At 64.4% G+C, this 19,233-nt stretch carries 17 protein-coding genes, 1 tRNA gene and 1 other RNA gene; 11 read left to right on the top strand and 8 right to left on the bottom strand.

The features are described from left to right. Positions 1 to 67: 67 nt before the first annotated feature. Positions 68 to 1,303 (bottom strand): PucR family transcriptional regulator, encoded by a 1,236-nt coding sequence (locus ACX80O_RS09890; RefSeq protein ID WP_459333337.1) that lies wholly within the window; start codon positions 1,301 to 1,303, stop codon positions 68 to 70. A 176-nt stretch (positions 1,304 to 1,479) separates the two neighbouring features. After that, positions 1,480 to 4,218: a pyruvate dehydrogenase (acetyl-transferring), homodimeric type gene (gene aceE, locus ACX80O_RS09885; protein ID WP_459333336.1), complete on the bottom strand. Its 2,739-nt coding sequence runs from the start codon at positions 4,216 to 4,218 to the stop codon at positions 1,480 to 1,482. A 400-nt stretch (positions 4,219 to 4,618) separates the two neighbouring features. Here aceE and ACX80O_RS09880 point away from each other — a divergent pair, with 400 nt between their 5' ends. The 5 genes from ACX80O_RS09880 to ACX80O_RS09860 all read left to right on the top strand — a co-directional run bounded on the left by ACX80O_RS09880 (position 4,619) and on the right by ACX80O_RS09860 (position 7,073). Beyond that, positions 4,619 to 5,038 carry a DUF3052 domain-containing protein gene (locus ACX80O_RS09880; protein WP_459307124.1) on the top strand — a complete coding sequence of 140 codons (420 nt, stop codon included), beginning with the start codon at positions 4,619 to 4,621 and terminating at the stop codon, positions 5,036 to 5,038. 1 nt (position 5,039) lies between these two features. Next, the gene (locus ACX80O_RS09875; protein ID WP_459307126.1) at positions 5,040 to 5,528 is read left to right on the top strand and encodes a peroxiredoxin; all 489 of its coding nucleotides are present in this window, start codon (positions 5,040 to 5,042) and stop codon (positions 5,526 to 5,528) included. Then, positions 5,525 to 6,451: an NAD-dependent protein deacetylase gene (locus tag ACX80O_RS09870; protein ID WP_459333335.1), complete on the top strand. Its 927-nt coding sequence runs from the start codon at positions 5,525 to 5,527 to the stop codon at positions 6,449 to 6,451. Before ACX80O_RS09875 ends, ACX80O_RS09870 begins: the two co-directional genes overlap by 4 nt. Before the next feature lie 93 nt (positions 6,452 to 6,544). Further along, positions 6,545 to 6,620 (top strand) — tRNA-Val (locus ACX80O_RS09865). A gap of 99 nt (positions 6,621 to 6,719) precedes the next feature. After that, complete coding sequence (locus ACX80O_RS09860; protein ID WP_459307130.1) at positions 6,720 to 7,073, top strand: DUF732 domain-containing protein; 354 nt, start codon at positions 6,720 to 6,722, stop codon at positions 7,071 to 7,073. Here the strand turns inward: ACX80O_RS09860 and ACX80O_RS09855 are convergent, their stop codons facing one another. Then, positions 7,074 to 9,113 carry an acyltransferase family protein gene (locus ACX80O_RS09855; RefSeq protein ID WP_459333334.1) on the bottom strand — a complete coding sequence of 680 codons (2,040 nt, stop codon included), beginning with the start codon at positions 9,111 to 9,113 and terminating at the stop codon, positions 7,074 to 7,076. A gap of 215 nt (positions 9,114 to 9,328) precedes the next feature. On the opposite strand from ACX80O_RS09855, the gene gnd reads away from it, so the two are divergent. Beyond that, the gene (gnd, locus tag ACX80O_RS09850) at positions 9,329 to 10,768 is read left to right on the top strand and encodes an NADP-dependent phosphogluconate dehydrogenase (RefSeq protein ID WP_459307134.1); all 1,440 of its coding nucleotides are present in this window, start codon (positions 9,329 to 9,331) and stop codon (positions 10,766 to 10,768) included. Positions 10,769 to 10,828: 60 nt separating this feature from the next. Here gnd and epsC read toward each other — a convergent pair whose 3' ends face one another. From epsC to msrA, 3 genes are all read right to left on the bottom strand, one after another. Continuing rightward, a complete protein-coding gene (epsC, locus tag ACX80O_RS09845; RefSeq protein ID WP_459307136.1) occupies positions 10,829 to 11,416 on the bottom strand; it encodes a serine O-acetyltransferase EpsC in 588 nt (195 codons plus the stop codon). Positions 11,417 to 11,439: 23 nt separating this feature from the next. After that, complete coding sequence (gene cysK / locus ACX80O_RS09840; RefSeq protein ID WP_459307138.1) at positions 11,440 to 12,375, bottom strand: cysteine synthase A; 936 nt, start codon at positions 12,373 to 12,375, stop codon at positions 11,440 to 11,442. Between the two features lie 100 nt (positions 12,376 to 12,475). Then, on the bottom strand, positions 12,476 to 13,000 hold the full coding sequence (gene msrA / locus ACX80O_RS09835; protein WP_459333333.1) for a peptide-methionine (S)-S-oxide reductase MsrA: 525 nt from the start codon (positions 12,998 to 13,000) through the stop codon (positions 12,476 to 12,478). Between the two features lie 111 nt (positions 13,001 to 13,111). Here msrA and ACX80O_RS09830 point away from each other — a divergent pair, with 111 nt between their 5' ends. The 3 genes from ACX80O_RS09830 to ACX80O_RS09820 all read left to right on the top strand — a co-directional run bounded on the left by ACX80O_RS09830 (position 13,112) and on the right by ACX80O_RS09820 (position 15,908). Beyond that, a complete protein-coding gene (locus ACX80O_RS09830; RefSeq protein ID WP_459333332.1) occupies positions 13,112 to 14,047 on the top strand; it encodes a Nif3-like dinuclear metal center hexameric protein in 936 nt (311 codons plus the stop codon). 132 nt (positions 14,048 to 14,179) lie between these two features. Further along, positions 14,180 to 14,920, top strand: a complete 741-nt coding sequence (locus tag ACX80O_RS09825; RefSeq protein ID WP_459333331.1) for a zinc ribbon domain-containing protein — start codon at positions 14,180 to 14,182, stop codon at positions 14,918 to 14,920. A gap of 4 nt (positions 14,921 to 14,924) precedes the next feature. Then, positions 14,925 to 15,908 (top strand): reverse transcriptase-like protein, encoded by a 984-nt coding sequence (locus tag ACX80O_RS09820; RefSeq protein ID WP_459333330.1) that lies wholly within the window; start codon positions 14,925 to 14,927, stop codon positions 15,906 to 15,908. A 10-nt stretch (positions 15,909 to 15,918) separates the two neighbouring features. On the opposite strand, the gene ACX80O_RS09815 is transcribed toward ACX80O_RS09820, so the two are convergent. Both ACX80O_RS09815 and ACX80O_RS09810 read right to left on the bottom strand, forming a co-directional pair. Beyond that, on the bottom strand, positions 15,919 to 16,677 hold the full coding sequence (locus tag ACX80O_RS09815) for a YaaA family protein (RefSeq protein ID WP_459333329.1): 759 nt from the start codon (positions 16,675 to 16,677) through the stop codon (positions 15,919 to 15,921). A 9-nt stretch (positions 16,678 to 16,686) separates the two neighbouring features. Then, positions 16,687 to 17,223, bottom strand: coding sequence for a hypothetical protein (locus tag ACX80O_RS09810; RefSeq protein WP_459333328.1), 537 nt, complete (start codon positions 17,221 to 17,223; stop codon positions 16,687 to 16,689). Between the two features lie 179 nt (positions 17,224 to 17,402). On the opposite strand from ACX80O_RS09810, the gene rnpB reads away from it, so the two are divergent. Beyond that, positions 17,403 to 17,809: RNase P RNA component class A (gene rnpB, locus ACX80O_RS09805), an RNA gene on the top strand. 114 nt (positions 17,810 to 17,923) lie between these two features. Next, positions 17,924 to 19,207, top strand: a complete 1,284-nt coding sequence (locus ACX80O_RS09800; RefSeq protein ID WP_459307151.1) for an MFS transporter — start codon at positions 17,924 to 17,926, stop codon at positions 19,205 to 19,207. Positions 19,208 to 19,233 lie beyond the last annotated feature (26 nt).

Below are 19,233 nucleotides of genomic sequence, written 5' to 3'. Positions count from 1 at the left end.
TATTGGGTGTCCTGGTGCACGAAGCTCCGGGGTCCGCTTTGTAGGAAGTCTACAACGACCCGGCGGGTTACGGACGAGTAACCGGACGCTCCGGCGGCGTCGCGGGCGGCTGACTCAACCGCCCTACCACCAGTGCTGTCTGGAGCACAAACGCTTCACGGGGGAGTAGCGGGTCCCAGCCGGTGATGTCGCAGACACGACGGAGTCGGTACCGAACGGTGTTGGCGTGGACGAACAGTTCGCGCGAGGTGGCTTCGAGTGAGTGCCCCAGATTCAGGTAGGCCGACAGTGTCTCCGCAAGGCCGTTTGACGCGCCGACCAGCGGACGGTAGATATTCCGGATCAGCGCTTTTCGTGCCGTGTCGTCCCCGGAAATGACCCGCTCGGGCCACAGATCGTCAGCCGCGACCGGGCGCGGCGCGGCGGGCCAGGCCCGTGCCGCGGTGAGACCGGCGAACGCTGCCTGCGCGGAGCCGCTCGCTGCCACCAGCGATTCGGATTCGGGTCCGTAGACCACCGGTCCCGGCCCGAAAAGGTCACTGAGCCGGCTGTAGGTGTTCTCAGAGTTTTCCACGCCGCCGAGCACCAGGATGAGACGGTCGCCCTGGATACCTACCAGAGTGTCTTCGGCGATCCTGTCGGTGGTGCGTCGCAACTCGTTCAGGAACATCGCGTTTGGCTCCGGCGGTGAACTGCCCACCATCACGGTGATCCGGGCCTGGGATTTCCAGCCCACCGCGGCAATCCGGGAGCGCAGGGCGTCGGAACTTTCCCCGCGGAGGATGGCATCGACCACCAGCGCCTCAAGGCGGGTGTCCCACGATCCACGAGTTTCAGCGGCCCGGGCATAGACGTCGGCGGCCGCGAAGGCCACCTCCCGCGAATAGCGCAGCACCGCTTCGCGGAGCGCCCCCTGGTCGGCGTCGGCCGCGAGGTCCGGCACCCGGTCCTCCACCACCTGAACCACCACGCGGATCAGTTGCAGGGCTTTTTGCAGGCTGATGGAGCGGGTGAGTTCGGTGGGTGCCGTGCCGAAGACGTCGCTGAGCACCCAGGCGGGGGACACCGGGCGTTGATACCAGTTCACGAAGGAGGCGATGCCCTTTTGCGCCACCAGGCCCAGCGCGGACCGCTCATCGGGGCGCAGACCGCGGTACCAGGGCAGCGAAGCGTCGAGTTGCTGAAGGGTGGCCGTCGACAGGGCACCGATCTTTGCCTTCAACCGAACCAGGGTGTCAGGGTCGGCTACCGGGATCTGGGACCTGCGGGAACTGGGTGGAAAAGGGTGTTCGGACACAGGCATTTCTTGAGCATACGTCCGAAGCGGGGTCAGGACCCATTTTGTGTGGAGGCTACAAACACGCAGCGAACCCGATCGGCGCACAACGAGGGGTGCCCCGGCACCCGGGTCCGCCGGTTCTCACCGGCGAACCCGAGTCCCGGGGCAGTTTCTAGGACGGTGCTGACTCCACCATTGGGCTAGCTGTCGCCGCCGGTATTCCCGGTGGTGCCAGCGTTGACGTCTAGCAGCTTGTACTTGTCGATCGCCTCAGCCGGCGCACCAGTGTCGACCTCTCCACGGCGTGCCAGCATCTCGAGTGCCCGCACCACCACCGAGTGGCTGTCGATCTTGAAGAACCGGCGCGCAGCAGCCCGGGTGTCGGAGAAGCCGAAGCCGTCAGCTCCGAGCGTCGCGAACTCGTTGGGCAGGAACTGCCGGACCTGGTCCGGTACGGCTTTCATGTAGTCGGTCACAGCCACAATGGGGCCGGTGGCGCCTTCGAGTTGCTGGGTGATGAACGGTACCCGCGCCTCGTCGGACGGGTGCAGGAACGCTTCTTCCTCGGCCGCCAGCCCGTCGCGGCGAAGTTCGGTCCACGAGGTGACCGACCAGACATCAGCCGAGACACCCCAGTCCTCGGCGAGGACCCGCTGAGCGTCGAGTGCCCACGGAACGGACACGCCGGAGGCGAGCAACTGGGTCCGTGGACCGTCGATCTTGGCCGGGGACACCAGGTAGATACCCTTGAGCAGGCCCTCGACGTCGAGCTCTTCCGGCTCTTTCGGCTGCAGGATCGGTTCGTTGTAGACGGTGATGTAGTACATAAGATTCCGGTCGTCCGAACCCTCCCCGTACATCTGGTTCAATCCGTCCCGCATGATGTGGCCAATTTCGTAGCCATACGCCGGGTCATAGGTGACCACTGCGGGGTTAGTGGAGGCCAGGAGCGGCGAATGACCGTCAGCGTGCTGCAGTCCCTCACCGGTCAGAGTGGTGCGGCCAGCCGTTGCCCCGATGATGAACCCGCGGGTCATCTGGTCGGCCGCCGCCCAGTACGAGTCGCCGGTGCGCTGGAACCCGAACATCGAGTAGAACACGTAGACCGGGATCAACGGTTCGCCGTGCGTGGCGTAGGCAGTACCCGCCGCAGTGAACGCCGCAACAGATCCGGCCTCGTTGATGCCGGCATGCAGGATCTGCCCTTCGACCGACTCCTTGTAGGCTAGGACCAGGTCCCGGTCCACCGACAAATAGTTCTGACCGTTGGGGTTGTAGATCTTCGCCGTCGGGAAGAAGGAGTCCATCCCGAAGGTGCGGGCCTCGTCGGGAATGATCGGGACAATTCGTTTTCCGAATTCCTTGTCCCGCATCAGGTCCTTCAACAACCTCACGAACGCCATGGTGGTGGCGGCCTGCTGCTTTCCGGAGCCACGTTTGGCTACCTCGTAGGCCTTGTCACCCGGAAGGGTGATCTCGGTGTGCTCTTTCCGGCGCTCCGGGACGAAACCGCCGAGTGCCTTCCGGCGTTCGAGCAGGTACTTAATCTCCGGGGCATCAGCGCCGGGGTGGTAGTACGGCGCGTTGTAGAGATCGTCGTCGATCTGCTCATCGGTGACCGGGATGCGGAGGTGATCCCTGAACGCCTTCAAATCATCCGAGGTGAGCTTCTTCATTTGGTGGGTCGCGTTGCGCCCCTCGAAGTGCGGCCCCAGGCCGTAACCCTTGACGGTCTTCGCCAGGATGACCGTCGGCTTGCCCTTGAATTCGGTGGCTGCCTTGTAGGCGGCGAAGACCTTACGGTAATCGTGTCCACCGCGCTTGAGCTTCCAGACCTTGTCGTCACTGTAATCGGCGACCATTTCCTTGGTCTGCGGGGTCTTGCCGAAGAAATGGTCGCGAACGAATCCACCGGACTCGGCCTTGTAGGTCTGGTAATCGCCGTCGGGGGTCGAGTTCATGATCCCCACCAGGGATCCGTCCTCGTCCTTCTCCAGCAACTCGTCCCACTCGCGGCCCCACACCACCTTGATGACGTTCCAGCCGGCGCCCCTGAAGAAGGCTTCCAGTTCCTGCATGATCTTGCCGTTACCGCGGACCGGTCCGTCAAGACGCTGCAGGTTGCAGTTGATGACAAAGTTCAGGTTGTCGAGGCGTTCATTGGCTGCGAGCTGCAGCAGGCCACGCGACTCGGGCTCATCCATCTCGCCGTCGCCAAGGAAGGCCCACACCTGCTGGTCCGACGTGTCCTTGATGCCACGGTTGTGGAGGTACCGGTTGGACTGGGCCTGGTAAATAGCGTTCATGGGGCCGATGCCCATGGAGACGGTCGGGAATTCCCAGAACTCCGGCATCAGACGGGGGTGCGGATAGGAGGAGAGGGCGTGGCCCTCCTTTGACTTCTCCTGACGGAACCCGTTCAGATCTTCCTCGGTCAGGCGACCCTCAAGGTAGGCCCTGGCGTACATGCCGGGGGACGCGTGACCCTGGAAGAACACCTGGTCACCACCCCCGGGGTGATCCTTGCCACGGAAGAAGTGGTTGAAGCCAACCTCGTACAGGGTGGCGGCGCCCGCATAGGTGGAAATGTGTCCGCCCACCCCGATCTCGGGGCGCTGGGCGCGGTGCACCATAACCGCGGCGTTCCAGCGCATCCAGGCCCGGAACTTCCGCTCAATTTCCTCGTCGCCGGGGAAATCCGGTTCCTGATCCACCGGGATGGTGTTCACGTAGTCAGTGGTTGTCACCATCGGCACGCCAACGCTGCGCGCACCAGCGCGCTGCAGCAGTGAACGCATGATGAACTGGGCCCGTTCGGTGCCCTGGACCCGGATCAAGTCATCGAGTGATTCGATCCACTCTGCTGTTTCCTCCGGATCACCGTCCGTGCCGCCGGTCAAACTGCTCAGAATTTCCGGTCCACCCTGCTCTACAGCCACGCCAAACCTCTCCCGCTCCGCAGATGATGTCTGCGGTGCTTAAAACTCCTGCAACGGAGCAGTACTCCGCAGCCTGTCTGGAGCCACAATCCAAGATCGCCGGATCGTGACGGATCACCTAGTTACTCTAACCGCGACGCGCCGGGGATGCGTAGCCGAGACTGGGGGGCGGGTCCGCATTCTGCTCTCGGCACAGGCCAGGGCCCCGTCACGCAGGTGAACGCCCGGAACCCGCCGGGCCACCGCAGCTATAAGGTGTAGCTAGGCACTCTCAGGATTAAGACGAAATCCGCGCTGGCTTGATGCATGGCGTTAAAGGGTGTTGGCTGGTAATAATGCATATCAACGTAACTAGTGGTCCCTCCCTCCGGGCGGCCCACAGTCTTCCGGGAGGACAACAGTGAGCGAGGCCGAAGCCGCCACAGCGGATACCGTGGCGGGCAAGTTGGGTTTCAAGAACGGGGACCTGCTGCAGGAACTCGGATACGACGAGGATGTGGACTTTGATTTTCGGGCCACCCTCGAAGATGAAACCGGGTCGGAATTGCTCACCGAAGACGACCAGGACGTGGTTGACGGGGTGCTCCTCTGGTGGCGCAGCGAGGACGGAGACCTGGTGGATGCGCTCGTCGATGCCTTAATCTGCCTCGGCGAAGGCGGTACCGTGTGGGTCCTTACCCCCAAGTCAGGACGCGATGGCTACGTGGCGCCGGCGCTTATCCAGGAGGCGGCGCCGACCGCCGGGCTCCATGCGACCTCGTCGGCCGGGGTCTCCAAAGACTGGGCAGCCACCCGATTGGTGAGCCGGCGGAAAAGCTAGCGTGAGCCGGGTTCCGGCGGTCGGCGAGGCAGCGCCGGACTTCGAACTAGCCAACCAGTTCGGCGAGCCGGTCCGCCTCAGCAGCCTGCACGGAACCCCCGTGGCGCTGGTCTTCTATCCCTTCGCCTTCTCGGGGGTATGTACCGTCGAACTGTGCGAACTGCGGGACAACCTGGCTATGTTCGACGACGACGGCGTGCGCCTCCTGGGCATCTCGGTCGACTCCAGATACACCCTCCGCTCCTATGCCCAGGACCAGGGGCTCAGGTTCGACCTCCTGGCCGACTTCTGGCCGCATGGCGACGTCGCCGCTCGGTACGGGGCGTTCGACACCACCCGCGGTTACGCTGAACGGGTGACCTTCCTGATCGACGCAGCCGGAATCATCGCGGCGACGTTCCGGACACAGCTGGGAGAGCCCCGCCACCTGGACGACTACCGGGCCGCGCTGACGGCCCTCCCCGCACCAGTCCGGCACCCCGGGTCATGACAGGCAACGCCGTGGACCCACTGACGTCGCCGGGTTTGGGCCTGACTGGATTCGCCAGTGGGGATCCTGCCGCCGGCGAAACCCTCACCCAGGAACAGCGTCAGCGGATGGGGGAGGTGATCAGCCTCCTCAGTGGGCACCGTCTCGCCGTCCTCACCGGCGCCGGCCTGAGCACCGACTCCGGAATCCCCGACTATCGGGGCCCGCAATCGGTCCCCCGCAGCCCGATGACCTACCAGCAATTCGTCGGGGACGAGGCGCTGCGACGTCGTTACTGGGCCCGCAATCACGTGGGCTGGCATCACCTCCGCCATGCTGATCCCAATCCCGGACACCAGGCGCTGGCCGCGCTGGAGGCCCGGGGGCTGCTCTCCGGGCTGATCACCCAAAACGTTGACCGGCTCCACTCGGCGGCTGGGCAGGCGGAAGTGATCGACCTGCACGGCACCTATGATCGCGTGGTCTGCCTGCAGTGCCGCCGGCACTACAGCAGGTCGGATATCGCTGTCCTCCTCGAACGGCTCAACCCCGGCTACCTTGAACGGCAGTCCAACGCCGGGGACGTGGCGCCTGACGCCGACGCCGACGTCGATGACACCGGCGACTTTGTGATAGCCCCGTGCCCCAACTGCGGGGGCATGCTGAAGCCGGACTTCGTGTATTTCGGGGAGAACGTTCCGAAGGATCGGGTCGCCCAGGCCTACCTGGTGGTCGATTCGGGGGATGCGCTCCTCGTTGCTGGATCGTCGCTGACCGTGATGAGCGGGCTGCGGTTCGTCCGCCACGCCGCGAAGGCTGGTAAGCCGGTTGTCATCATCAACCGGGGGATGACCCGCGGCGACGATCTGGCGAGCATCCTCGTGGATCTGGGAGTCTCGGAAGCCCTCACTTTCCTCGCCGAATCGTTGTCCAATCTTCAGTAGCCGTGGGTGCACACCGATTGGCGTTCGATCTGGAATGCCAGTAGAGTAATCCTTCGTTGGTTGGCCGGTCCCAGGACCGGCAATCAGGTGTTTGGGTCTTTAGCTCAGCTGGTAGAGCGCCACGTTTACACCGTGGATGTCATCGGTTCGATCCCGGTAGGACCCACCAGCAAAACCCCGCCTTTCCAAGCAATAATGCTTGAGGAGGCGGGGTTTTTCAGTTTCTGGGTAGGACATTTCAGAGTAGGTAGAGGGCGGGGAACCGAACGTGAACGGAAAAGTATCCAACCGCGCCGCCGGCGCCGTGCTGGGGTGCCTGGTGGCGGGACTGGTCGGTTGCTCGGCAGCCGATGGGGGAGTGATGGGCGGCGCCGAAACCAACGAGGTCTCCCAGCAGCGGTTCCTGTCTGAACTGCGCGACGCCGCCCCGGATTCGGTGTACTCCAAGGACGAGCAACTCATCGCCACGGGCGAGCGGATCTGCGAGGAGCTGGCCGCTGGCGCTGACCTGGAGGAACTTGGCGCGCGTGACCCGGCGGAAAACCTCACCGACGAAACCGTCGACCGTATCCGGATCACCCAGGCCCTGGCGTCAGAGCACCTCTGCCCGGACGCCGCCTGACTATTTGACCTTGTCCAGTTCGTCGCCGAGCGGTCCGGCCAGCGCCCGGCTGAAGGCTGTCGTGATGTGGTGCTCGTCCCGGTAGACCAGCAGGTTGCCGATGATCGACGGACAGGTTTCGGTACATAGATAGCCGTTGAGGTCAACAAACGACGCGTTCGACCCCGCCGCGGCGGCCCGCTTCTCAATGGCGACGATCTCATTATCGAGGCCCTCAGCGCGCAACAGGTCACAGGCGTTGGCGTCCTCGGTGTGCTGGGATAGGCAGGACAGGGGCGATGCGGGATGCCGTGGCGTGTCAGCCAGCACCAGGGCACGCGATGACTCGGGGAGAGCTGACAGCGTGGAACCCAGCCCCGCTTCCCACTGCCCCAGCAGTCCAGTCGACGAGTCGGCCGGGACGACGTCGCCGTAATTGCTGAGCAGGACCAGTTCGGGATCCAGGTCCTCGATGTAGTCAAGAGCGCTCTGACGCCACTGCTCGCACTCCGCATAGGGTGACTGTTCGTGGAGGATCTCGATGTCCACCGATGGGCAACTGGACTTGGTGAGGTTGTGGAGGCGATACGAACTGCCGGTGGCGTACGCGTCGACGGCCGGGAACCACTGAGCCGCATGGGAGTCACCGAACAGGACAATATCCAGGTCAGCCTCCTCGTCGCCATATATGCATCCTGCCTGAACTTCCGTCACGGAAAAATCGGCGTGGCAGCCGTCGTCGTAGGTCTCCGGGATGCTGTCCGGTGCGTCGCGCAGGGTGGGGGTCAGATTGGCGGGAACGAACGTCGATCCGGTTGGCGTGACCTGCAGTGGCTGCGATGCGGCATCCCTGGAGGAAGCAATCGGAGTGGTGCTCTGCACAGCGCTGAGTCCCGCGGCAGTCGAAGCGAACACCAGTGACGCGAGCGCCGCCAGGACGATGACCCGGCGCGACCGTACCGGGCCCGCCAAGGGATGCCGGAAGCGGTTCTCGACGTACGTGTACAACAAGACCGCGGGCGGGACGCTCAGCGCCCCCAGGGCGAGGGTCAGGGGCAGCGGTAGTGGGTTTTCGTAGCCGACCGCCGCCTGAGGGATAATCAGCAGCGGCCAATGCACCAGATAGATGGAATAGGACCAGGCGCCCACCTTCTGCATCGGTGCACGGCTCAGCAGCACTCCGGCGCCGGCGCCCGGTCGAGGGCTGCCGCAGACGATGATGAGGGCCGTGGACAGCACGGGGAGCAACGCAGCCCAACCAGGGAACACCGTCGTCGCGTTCAGGGCAACCAGGCTCGCCCCGATACCCACCAGTCCCACCCAACTGCCGATGGCCGAGGATCGGGCGTTAAGGTTGATCAGTCCCGCGTGCACTGCGAAGGCCGCCAGCGCGCCTACGCCCAGCTCCCAGGCCCGGGCCGGCAGCAGAAAGAAGGCAGCCGGCTGCGAGGTACTGGTCAGGATGACGCAGGTGATGAAGGATAGGACCACGAGGGCCAGCACCACCCAGAACAGGCGCGTGATGGATTTGCGGACGGCGATGAAACCCACCAGCAGGATCAGCGGCCAAAAGAGGTAGAACTGCTCCTCGATCCCCAGCGACCAATAGTGTTGGAAGGGCGATGGAGCTGTTTCCGCGAGGTAATCCGAGCCCTGCGCGGCGAACAACACATTGGGGACATACAGTGCGGAGGCGATAGCGTCCTGTAGCGCCCCCGGGCGGGTGGAGGGGGGGAGGAACAGCACCGACGCCACAGTGGTCAGTGCCAGCACTACGAAGGACGCCGGGATGATCCGCCTGATTCGTTTGGCGTAAAACTCGCCGAACGGGATCCGGCCGCGGGCCTTGATCATGGAAATCAGCTGGCCGGTGATCAGGAATCCGGAAATGACAAAGAAGATGTCCACTCCGACGTAACCGCCAGGGACCGCCGCGAGACCAGCATGATAGAGGACCACCGCGCCCACAGCAACAGCACGCAAACCCTGAATATCCGGCCGGAACGGAGCCGACTGCCGGGCAGTTGGTCGCGAAATGACAAGTCCTTCCCTGGCAAACATCTCGTCCCAATCTATCAAGTCGGCACCAATGGATCGATTCGGTGCCCGTCGGTGGCAGGCTCACGACGGCGAAGCTCCTTCATCATCCGACGCCGTCTGGCCAGTGGACTACCAGCGGTAATAGGGTGGAAGGACTACTTCGTGGCGCAGAGCTGCCTGGCTGGCCGCGCATCGGCCCCCGCGGTTGGGGGCATTACCCCAGTATTGGAGACTTCATGAGTGCACAGATCGGTGTCACAGGCCTAGCGGTTATGGGCGCAAACCTGGCCCGTAACCTTGCCCGCAACGGTTACACAGTCGCACTGCACAACCGTTCGGTCGAGAAGACCGACATCCTGCTGGAGAAGCATGGGCAGGAAGGCGACTTCATCCGCACCGAGACCCTGCAGGAACTGGTCGACTCCCTGGAGACACCGCGCCGGGTACTGATCATGGTCAAAGCGGGAGCGCCCGTGGACTCGGTGATCAGCCAGCTCGAGCCGCTGCTGGAAAAGGGCGACATCATTATCGACGCCGGCAACTCGCACTACGAAGACACCCGCCGCCGTGAAGCGTCCCTCGCCCAGAAAGACCTGCACTTTGTGGGCGTCGGCGTCTCCGGCGGTGAAGAAGGGGCCCTGCTGGGTCCCTCGATCATGCCGGGTGGCTCCCGCGAGTCGTACGATTCGCTGGGGCCCATGCTCGAAAAGATTTCAGCCAAGTACGACGGCGAGCCGTGCTGCCGCTGGATCGGCACCGATGGCGCCGGCCACTTCGTGAAGATGGTGCACAACGGGATTGAGTACGCCGATATGCAGGTCATCGGCGAGGCTTATGACCTGCTCCGGTCCGGCGCGGGCATTGAGCCGGCCGAACAAGCTGCGATCTTCACCGAGTGGAACACCGGCACCCTGTCCTCCTTCCTGATCGAGATCACCGCCGAGGTCCTCGCCCACACCGACGCGGCCACGGGCAAGCCCTTCATCGACGTCGTCGTCGACTCCGCCGGCCAGAAGGGCACCGGCCGCTGGACTGTCGTCTCGGCGCTGGAGCTGGGCAGCCCGACGTCGGGCATCGCGGAATCGGTGTTCGCCCGCGGACTGTCGTCCCAGCGGGACCAGCGCGCCGAAGCGCAGGAAATCCTCACCGGCCACGAGGGTGCCGTGGAGCTGCCCGAGTCCTTCGTCGAAGACGTTCGTCTGGCGCTCTACGCCTCGAAGCTGGTCAGCTACGCCCAGGGCATCGACATGCTCACCGCGGCCGCCAAGGAGTACGGCTGGGAACTGAAGCTCGACGAGATCGCGTCGCTGTGGCGCGCCGGCTGCATTATCCGTGCTGAACTCCTTGACGACATTATGAAGGCCTACGCCGAAGCCGACAGCCATCCGCTTAACCTGCTTCTCGCCCCGGCCTTCGCCGAGTCGATCGCCGGTGCGGTTCCGGCCTGGCGCCGGGTAGTTTCCACGGCAGTGCAGCTGGGCATCCCGGTACCGGTGTTCTCGGCGTCGTTGGCCTATTACGACGGCCTGCGTCGCCGTCGGCTGCCTGCAGCCCTCACCCAGGGGTTGCGCGACCTGTTCGGCGCGCACACCTACAACCGGGTGGACAAGGACGGTACCTTCCATACCCTGTGGGGCGAGGACAAATCTGAAATCGAAGCGGTGGACACCCACTAGTCCGTTAAATGACTGATGGCCGGGGCAGAAGCCCGGCCATCAGTCATTTAACCAGAAAATCTAGATATAGAGCGCCGGATCGATGTACTCGGCCGGGTCCACAGCGGGCAGGGTTTCACGCGCCGAATCGCGATGCCGGAAGGTCGCCGGGATGCCGGTCGCTATCGAATCCGGTGGCGTGTCTTTGACGACGACGGCATTGGCGCCGATCGCGCTGCCAGCACCGATGGTGATCGGGCCCAGCACCTTCGCCCCTGCACCGATGGTGACCCGGTCGCCAATCGTCGGATGACGCTTGACCTTCTCCAACGACCGTCCACCCAGGGTGACGCCCTGGTAGAGCATTACGTCGTCGCCAATTTCCGCGGTGCCGCCGATGACCACGCCCATGCCGTGGTCGATGAAGAACCGCCGGCCGATGGTCGCGCCGGGATGGATCTCGATTCCGGTGGCGGCGCGCGCCAGTTGCGCAAGCAGCCGTGCCGGGAATCTAAGGCCCGGCCGGGCCCACATTCGGTGGGTCAACCGGTGCACCCAAATGGCGTGCAGGCCGGAATAGACCAGGCCATTCTCGAAGGAGCCCCGGGCGGCCGGATCATGCTCACGGGCCGTCTGAAGATCCTCGTGCAGTCGCGCTAGAAAACTCACAGACTACTTTCTGTTGGGAGGGGTTAGCCCCGGATATCGTCGAACAGGACAGTTGAAATGTATCGCTCACCGAAATCGCAGACCACTGCCACAATGAGCTTACCCGCGTTCTCTGGCCGCTTGGCGAGCTCCAGCGCCGCCCAGACAATGGCACCGGATGAGATCCCTCCGAGGATCCCTTCCTGCGTTCCGAGGGCACGAGCCACACGCACTGAGTCCTCGACCGAGGCATCGATGACCTCGTCGTAGGCGTTCCGGTCAAGGATCTCGGGAATGAAGTTCGCGCCCAGACCCTGAATTTTGTGCGGGCCGGGGGCGCCGCCGTTGAGGATCGGTGAATCGGCTGGTTCCACGGCGACGATCTGCACGCCGGGCTTGCGTTCCTTGAGGACCTGCCCGACGCCTGTGATGGTTCCGCCGGTGCCCACGCCTGCCACAAAGATGTCGACGGCGCCGTCGGTGTCGTCCCAGACTTCTTCGGCGGTGGTGGCACGGTGGATGGCCGGGTTCGCCTCGTTGGCGAACTGCTGGGCCCAGATGGCGTTCTCGGTGGTGGCGACAATGTCCTTCGCCTTCTCCACGGCGCCGCGCATCCCCTCAGAACCTGGAGTCAACACGATCTCGGCGCCGTAGGCACGCAACATGACCCGGCGCTCCGTGGACATGGTCTCGGGCATGGTGAGAAGGACGCGGTACCCGCGTGCAGCGCCCACCATGGCCAGGGAGATGCCAGTGTTGCCTGAGGTGCCCTCGACAATAGTGCCGCCGGGCTTAAGCGCTCCTGCCTTCTCGGCGGCGTCGATAATGGCCACCCCGATCCGGTCCTTGACACTGTTTGCCGGGTTGTAGAACTCCAGCTTCACGGCCACCTGGGCGTCGAGGCCCTCGGTCAGGCGGTTGAGCCGCACCAAGGGGGTGCGTCCCACCAGCTGGGTGACGTCGTCGTAAATCTTTGCCATTGGTGCCTGCCTAGGGTTGAAAGGGGGGATTGCTCACCGGATGTTCCGGTGCACGCTGGGTTTCAGCCTAGCGGCGCGGGTGTTTCCGTGGGTTGGAACGTTACTCAACCAGCCATTGGGCGTAATACTTCCGCGCCTTGGCGAGTTTCGGGTTGATGATCACCTGGCAGTACCCCTGCTCGGGGTGCTTGGCGTAGAAGTTGTTGTGCCATTCCTCGGCTGGATGGAATCGTGGCAGCCGGGTCACCTCGGTGACGACCGGTTTGCTCCAGCTTTCCTGATTCCGCTCGACGGCGCGCTCGAACAGTTCCTTCTGCTCAGTGTCCTGGTAGAACATCGACGACCGGTACTGGGTTCCGACGTCATGCCCCTGACGGTTCAGCGTGGTCGGGTCGTGGGACACGAAGAACATGTCGAGGATCACCTCCGACGGGATGATCGACTCGTCGAAGGTCACTGCCACCACTTCAGCGTGACCGGTGGTGCCGGTGCAGATCGCATCGTAGTCGGGGTCCGGGGTGTGTCCGCCGGTATAGCCGGAGATAACGTCGGTGACGCCGCGGGTTTTTTGGTAAAGGGCGTCGAGGCACCAGAAGCAGCCTCCGCCGAGCACGAATGTCATCATGCCTATAACAATGCGTTGCCTCTCCAGAAGATTCCCGTCCCCTCAATCCAGTCTTCTGGCCACGCCGGAGGAAATTGGTCGACGGCGTCGGTTGGGGGTAGAACTGGTGCTATGGAACTGGACCATCAGACGACGGGGCGCCCCGAAGAAGAGATCGACGCCGATGGGCAGATCGTCCCCGAAGATCAGGTCGACCCTCGGTCGGCAACGCCCACCGTGGGCGACGCGATGCTGGCCATTGAGGAACTGTGGCCCGAGGCTCTCGCCGAGAGCTGGGACGCCGTGGGACTGGTCGTGGGCCGGCCTGACAGCAGCGCCGCGAAAATCCTGTTTGCAGTGGACCCCACCCACGAGGTGATCAACGAAGCCCTTGAATGGGGAGCTGACCTGGTGATTGTCCATCATCCGTTGATGCTGAAACCGGTCAACTCGGTGGCGGCCAGCCACTTCAAGGGCGACGCGGTGCATCGTCTGATCGAGGGCGGCTGCGCCCTCGCGACGGTGCACACCAACGGCGACAGCGCCGTCGGCGGTGTCTCCGACGTCCTGGCCGACGCGTTTGGACTGCAGGATGTTGAACCGCTGTCGAAGGCCGTCGATGGGCTGCCCGAGGAAGGCATCGGGCGGGTGGGGAACCTCAGTGACGCGACAACCCTCGGCGATTTCGCCGCCGTCGTGTTCGCGATCCTGCCCGCCGTGGCGGGCGGGGTACGGGTTGCCGGCGATCGTGACGGGCTGGTCCGCAGGGTGGCCGTCTGCGGCGGCGCTGGAGACAGCCTCCTGGACCAGGTGCGGGACAGCCGGGCGGATGTCTATGTGACAGCCGACCTGCGCCATCACCCGGTGTCGGAGGCGCGTGAAGGGGCTGAGAATGGCAGACCGTACCTGATCGACGTGTCGCACTTCGGCAGCGAATGGCTGTGGCTGACACCCGCCGCCGCTGCCCTGGAGAATGTGCTGGCGGATCAGGGTTTCACCGCCGACATTAGGGTGAGCAGCGTCAACTCCGACCCCTGGGATTTCGTCCTGACCGCTGGCCTGGACTGATCCCGGCCGCCGCGGATGCCGGCGGTGCTCCCGATGCCGCAGGAGCGGCGGGGCCCGGTCAACGGTGACCGGGGTGCACGCCGTGCAATAGGCTAGACGGACGGCTCATCGGCAACCGCGGAGGTAAATACTGTGGCAAAAGCACCACCGGCAGAGCAGCTTCGGCTGTTGGAACTACAGGCGCTCGATTCGCGGTTGAACCAGTTGCAACGCCAGGCGGCTACGGCACGGGCCAACCCCGCCATCGCTGAACTGTCTTCCCAGCTTGCGAGTACTGACAGCGAACTGGTGGGCACTGCTACCGTCCTCGGCGACCTGGAGCGTGAACTGACCCGCTCCGAAGACGATGTGCAGTCAGTGGTCACCCGCCTCGAGCGCGACCAGAAACGTCTCGACAGCGGTACCGGCAGCCCCAAGGATCTCACCGCGCTCCAAAGCGAGGTCGCATCTCTGACCAAACGCCGCTCCGACCTTGAGGACATCGAACTCGACATCATGGAGCGGGTCGAAACGGCCCGGGAAGCCAAGCAAGCCGCCCAGCAACGCAAGGAAGACGCACAGGAGCGGCTCACCGCCATTGAATCCAGCCGCGACGCCGAGCTCGCCACCATCGACGCCGACGCCAGCTCAGTCAGGGCGCACCGCGGCGAACTCGCTGCAACGTTCGACGCCGGACTGCTGGCCCTCTACGAAAAGACCCTGGCCCGGCGCGGCGTCGGTGCTGCCCGACTGTTCCACGGCACATCGGAGGGGTCGGGGATGCAGCTGAGCCCCGGCGACCTGGCCGACCTCCGGAAGGCGGCCGAGGACGACATCGTGTTCTGCCCGGATTCGGGTGCCATCCTGGTGCGTTCCGCCGAGTGGGGCAACTGAACCGGTGCCCGCTGAACAAACCCTCTTCGACCACTCCGACGAAACACCCACCAAAACCTCGAGTCCGCGTTTCCTGATCGTTGAGGCTGATGGCGGATCCAGGGGCAACCCCGGCCACGCCGGCTACGGCGCGCTGGTGCGTGACCCCGAGACGGGGTTCATCCTGGTGGAAAAAGCCTCCTACCTGGGAAAGGCTTCCAATAACGTCGCCGAATATTCCGGGCTGGTAGCCGGCCTGGAACTCGCCAACGAGCTGGATCCTACCTGCCGAATCCTGGTCAAGATGGACTCGAAGCTGGTAGTGGAGCAGATGGAGGGGCGCTGGAAGATCAAGCACGCCGACATGCGGGCTCTTGCGACCAAAGCACGCGCTGTCCTGGACCCCAGGCGGGTGAAGTACCAGTGGATCCCCCGGGAACTCAACAAGGACGCGGACCGCCTCTCCAACGAGGCAATGGACGCGGGCATGGCCGGTGTTCCGTGGGCGCCCCGCTCCACGCCCCAGCAAACTGCCGGCGCGCCGGTCGCCGTTACCGAACCAGCAGGCCAAGACCCGGAGCGGGTCATGCAATCCACGGGCCGGCTGCATCACGTCGAGCTCTGGGTCCGGGACCTGGGGGAAGCCTCCGAATCCCTGGGCTGGCTGCTGCTGCAGCTCGGCTTCACAGCGAAGGATTCATGGACCGACGGCGTCAGCTTCTCCGGTGCCGACGGCCTGTACCTGGTGATTGAGTCGGGTCCGGACGTCACCGATCAACCCCACGAGCGCCGTCGTCCCGGGATGAATCATCTGGCATTCCGGGCCGGTACTCCCGCGGAGGTGGATCTGCTGGCGCGCCGCGCCACCAGCCACGGGTGGACCACGATGTTCGCCGCTGCCTATCCGCATGCTGGTGGCCCGGATAGCTATGCCGCCTATCTGGAGAACGCCGCCGGTTTTGAAGTCGAACTCGTTGCCGACCGGGACGGGCCGGCCGCAGCCAGCTAAATGGCTAGCCTTACAGGATAATGCTGAGCTGGGCTGGTTTCCGCGACGTCGCCGGAACGAGCTCGGCCGGCCACCGTTCATGCGCCGCTGCGAGGAGCTGAGCGGGCGTGCCGGGCTGGTTTCCCCGCCGGGTGAGCAGGTGCCGCGCCAGCAGTCCCCGGGTATGTTTCGCTGAATGCGACACCACCGTGCGCTTCCCGTCCCGTTCCTGCTGCACGTTCACAGCCACTGTCCGCTCCGGCGCCCCAGCCCACGCCGACGCGTAGGTGCTGGACCGGCAGTCGACCACCAGGGCGTCGGCGGACCTCTCGCCGAGCGGTCCGCCCAACCGCTGCTTCCAGAATGAGGAGAGCGTCCCAGTGTCGGGGAGTGACACCGACATGGACAGCCGGTAGGCAGGGATAGCGTCAGCAAACCCGAGGGCGCCCCAGAGGGCCGAGATCACCACCACGGATTCCCGAGCTTTCCGACGCTGCACCGGCGTCAGCGATTTGTAGCCCAGCGCATCGTAGAGCACCCCAGAGTAGATCTCGTAGGCGGGCGCCGCGGGTTGATCACGCAAGGTGACGTTCCGTAGCACCTCGGCGCCCAGCGAATCGCCCACGCCCAGAATGCGGTGGGCGTCGGCGGCGGTACTGGCGACAGACAGCGATGCCAGGACGGTCCGGCGCGCAGCAGCGAGCCCGGGGAACTGGAGAGCCTCAAGATCCACTGCCGGACCCTTCACCGCGGGCGATTTACCTTCGGATGGAGGCAACAAGATAAGCACCGCACCACTTTACCCAGGTTCATCCACCGCCACCTGACGAACCCTGCGGGCAGCAATACCGCTCGCGATGGCCACCATGACAACGCCGAGGGCAGCGCCAGCCGAAGTGAGCGTGGTGATACCGAACGCGGCGGTCAGGGCGAGTACGCCAACAGCCGCGGCGAGGACCCCCCGCGTTCTCACGGCGAGCAGGATCAACGCCACCCCGTAGACAGGGCTGAAGGCAAAAGCCAGTGAGGGAAGCGTGACGATGACTGCCGCACCGACCAGCACCGCCAGAGCACCGCGCTGGTGGCGTTCGCCGTCCCTGCCTTCAGCGGTGGCAACCATCAGATAGGCACCCAGGATAAGCACCACCGGAGCCGCGCCCCACAGCCACAACTCCAGCAGACCAGCCGTAGACGTTGGTGCCCGCCGAATGCTGCCACCGGAGCTCAGAAGAACATAAATGACAGACAGGATTGCACCTGCCGCGGTCGCAATCAGGACAGACTGGTCGGCCCGCAGATTCGCTGTGCGCTCGGCAGTGGTCGGCTGCGAAGTCATCGGCTGGTCCGTTCCTATTGATGCGGTGGTCGGGTCACTGGTGTCTGACACACTACCGGGCGGCGGCATGGACGGGGCCGGGGCGTGATGGACACGCAGTCAGACACGCAGTCAGACACGCAGTCAGGCAGGCAGTCCGACGACGGGCAGGGGTGACACCCGGTAGAATCGGCTACGGATGGGTTGACCAGGCGGTCGCGTTGAACCGACCGAAGTGCTCGTGCATGGACATCGGTTCGCCGAGGAACGTCCGGGCTCCGCAGAGCAGGGTGGTGGGTAACGCCCACTCGGGGTGACCCGCAGGAAAGTGCCACAGAAAACAGACCGCTGCATCACGCAGCAATGCGTGGCGCAGTAAGGGTGAAAAGGTGGTGTAAGAGACCACCAGCGCGCCGGGTGACCGGTGCGGCTCGGTAAACCCCACCCGGAGCAAGGCCAGACAGGGCGCGCTTGAAGGCTGCTCGCCTGAGTGTCCGGGTAGGCCGCTGGAGGGCGTCGGTAACGGCGTTCGTAGATGGATGGCCGCCACTTCTCCGCCGGTAACGGCGGGGGAGTACAGAACCCGGCGTATCGGTCAACCCATCCCCTGACGCCCGAGATTATCGGGGCGGCGAAGCTGCTGGTCAAGACCTCACGATGAACTTTCAATGAGGTTCGTAAACTGGCCGTTCTGTCATGGCGGCTCGGCTACGCTGTCTCAATGACCGACACCGTGGCGCCGCAGAAGTCGCTGCTGGTACGCAACCCCAACTTCCGGGCGTTGTGGCTTTCCGGCACCGTCGGAGTACTGGGAACTGCCGTCACGTCCATCGCCTTCCCTGTCATCGCCGTCGTCGAACTGCAGGCCAGCGACTTCGCCGTCGCAGCACTGGCCGGGATGACTTTCCTCCCCTGGCTGCTGCTCGGTTTGCCGGTGGGGGTTTGGGTGGACCGCTGGGCACGGAAACCGGTCATCATCTGGTCATTGGTGGGCCGGATCATGGTCCTGGCTACCATTCCGGTGACGTTCTGGCTGGGCGTGATGTCGGTGGCCCAGTTGTTCGTCGTTTCCTTCCTGGTGGGGTTGTCGGCGGTCTTTTTCACCCTGGCCGACCAGGCGCTGATTCCGCAGGCTGTGTCGAAGGACGAGCTGGTTGAAGGCAACGGTCTGATGACTGCTTCCTCGGCGTCGGCTGATGCGGCCGGCCGTGGAGTTGCAGGCTGGCTGACTGTGGCAATTGGTGCCTCAAATTCTTTGTTGGTGCAGATCGGCACGTCGTTGGCCTCGCTGTTCGCCATCTCGTCCCTGAAGCTCAAGGAAGCTGAACCACACCAGGGGGAGCGGCGGATCTTCAGAGAGATGAAGGATGGGCTGCGCTACACCTTCAGTACCGGCCCGCTGCGCGCGATCCTGTTCAACGCGGCCCTCTGGAACCTGGGCGGCAGCATGGTCGCCTCGTTGCTGGTGCTCCTCGTCCTCAGGACCCTGAATGAATCCGAAATCTGGCTGGGCGCGCTGATGGCCGCCGCATCGGTTGGCGGAGCGCTGGGCGGTATCACCGTCAAACGTGCCACCGACCGGTTTGGGTCCGGACCGGTCTGGCGCTACGCGATGATCCCGGGAGTGCTCGGATACGCGTCCCTGCTGATCATGACACCGGGGTACGGGATGCTGTGGGGTGTTCTGGGCATGTTCGTGATGGGCGTGGCTATCGCCTGGAACATTGTTGTCGGATCCGCGTTTAGGCAGCGGGTCTGTCCGCCAACCATGATGGGCAGGCTCGGCGCTGCCTCCCGCATGGTCAGCTGGGGCATGCTCGGGGTGGCGAGTATTCTCGGCGGTGTCCTCGCGGAGCTGGGGGGTATCCGCATGGCTGTGATCATCGGCGTTGTTCTGATGGTGGGAGCGCCGCTGGTGGCATTATTCGGGCCGTTGCGGCACGTGGAGCGCCTCGAGGACCTCGAACCCGAGCAGGAGCCGGACCCAGCTCCCAAGCACCCCTAGTCCGCCCGGAGCGGACCCCCGGCGCG

It is taken from the genome of Arthrobacter glycogeni (assembly GCF_054511155.1).
Note: the sequence above shows the minus strand (reverse complement) of the source record. Positions and strands in the feature narration are given on the sequence as shown.

Coding starts and splice junctions, on each gene's coding strand:
- gnd (WP_459307134.1), top strand. CDS start 9,329: ATGAGTGCACAGATCGGTGTCACAGGCCTAGCGGTTATGGGCGCAAAC.
- msrA (WP_459333333.1), bottom strand. CDS start 13,000: ATGATGACATTCGTGCTCGGCGGAGGCTGCTTCTGGTGCCTCGACGCC.
- ACX80O_RS09810 (WP_459333328.1), bottom strand. CDS start 17,223: ATGACTTCGCAGCCGACCACTGCCGAGCGCACAGCGAATCTGCGGGCC.
- cysK (WP_459307138.1), bottom strand. CDS start 12,375: ATGGCAAAGATTTACGACGACGTCACCCAGCTGGTGGGACGCACCCCC.
- ACX80O_RS09800 (WP_459307151.1), top strand. CDS start 17,924: ATGACCGACACCGTGGCGCCGCAGAAGTCGCTGCTGGTACGCAACCCC.
- ACX80O_RS09870 (WP_459333335.1), top strand. CDS start 5,525: ATGACAGGCAACGCCGTGGACCCACTGACGTCGCCGGGTTTGGGCCTG.
- ACX80O_RS09830 (WP_459333332.1), top strand. CDS start 13,112: ATGGAACTGGACCATCAGACGACGGGGCGCCCCGAAGAAGAGATCGAC.
- ACX80O_RS09855 (WP_459333334.1), bottom strand. CDS start 9,113: ATGTTTGCCAGGGAAGGACTTGTCATTTCGCGACCAACTGCCCGGCAG.
- ACX80O_RS09890 (WP_459333337.1), bottom strand. CDS start 1,303: ATGCCTGTGTCCGAACACCCTTTTCCACCCAGTTCCCGCAGGTCCCAG.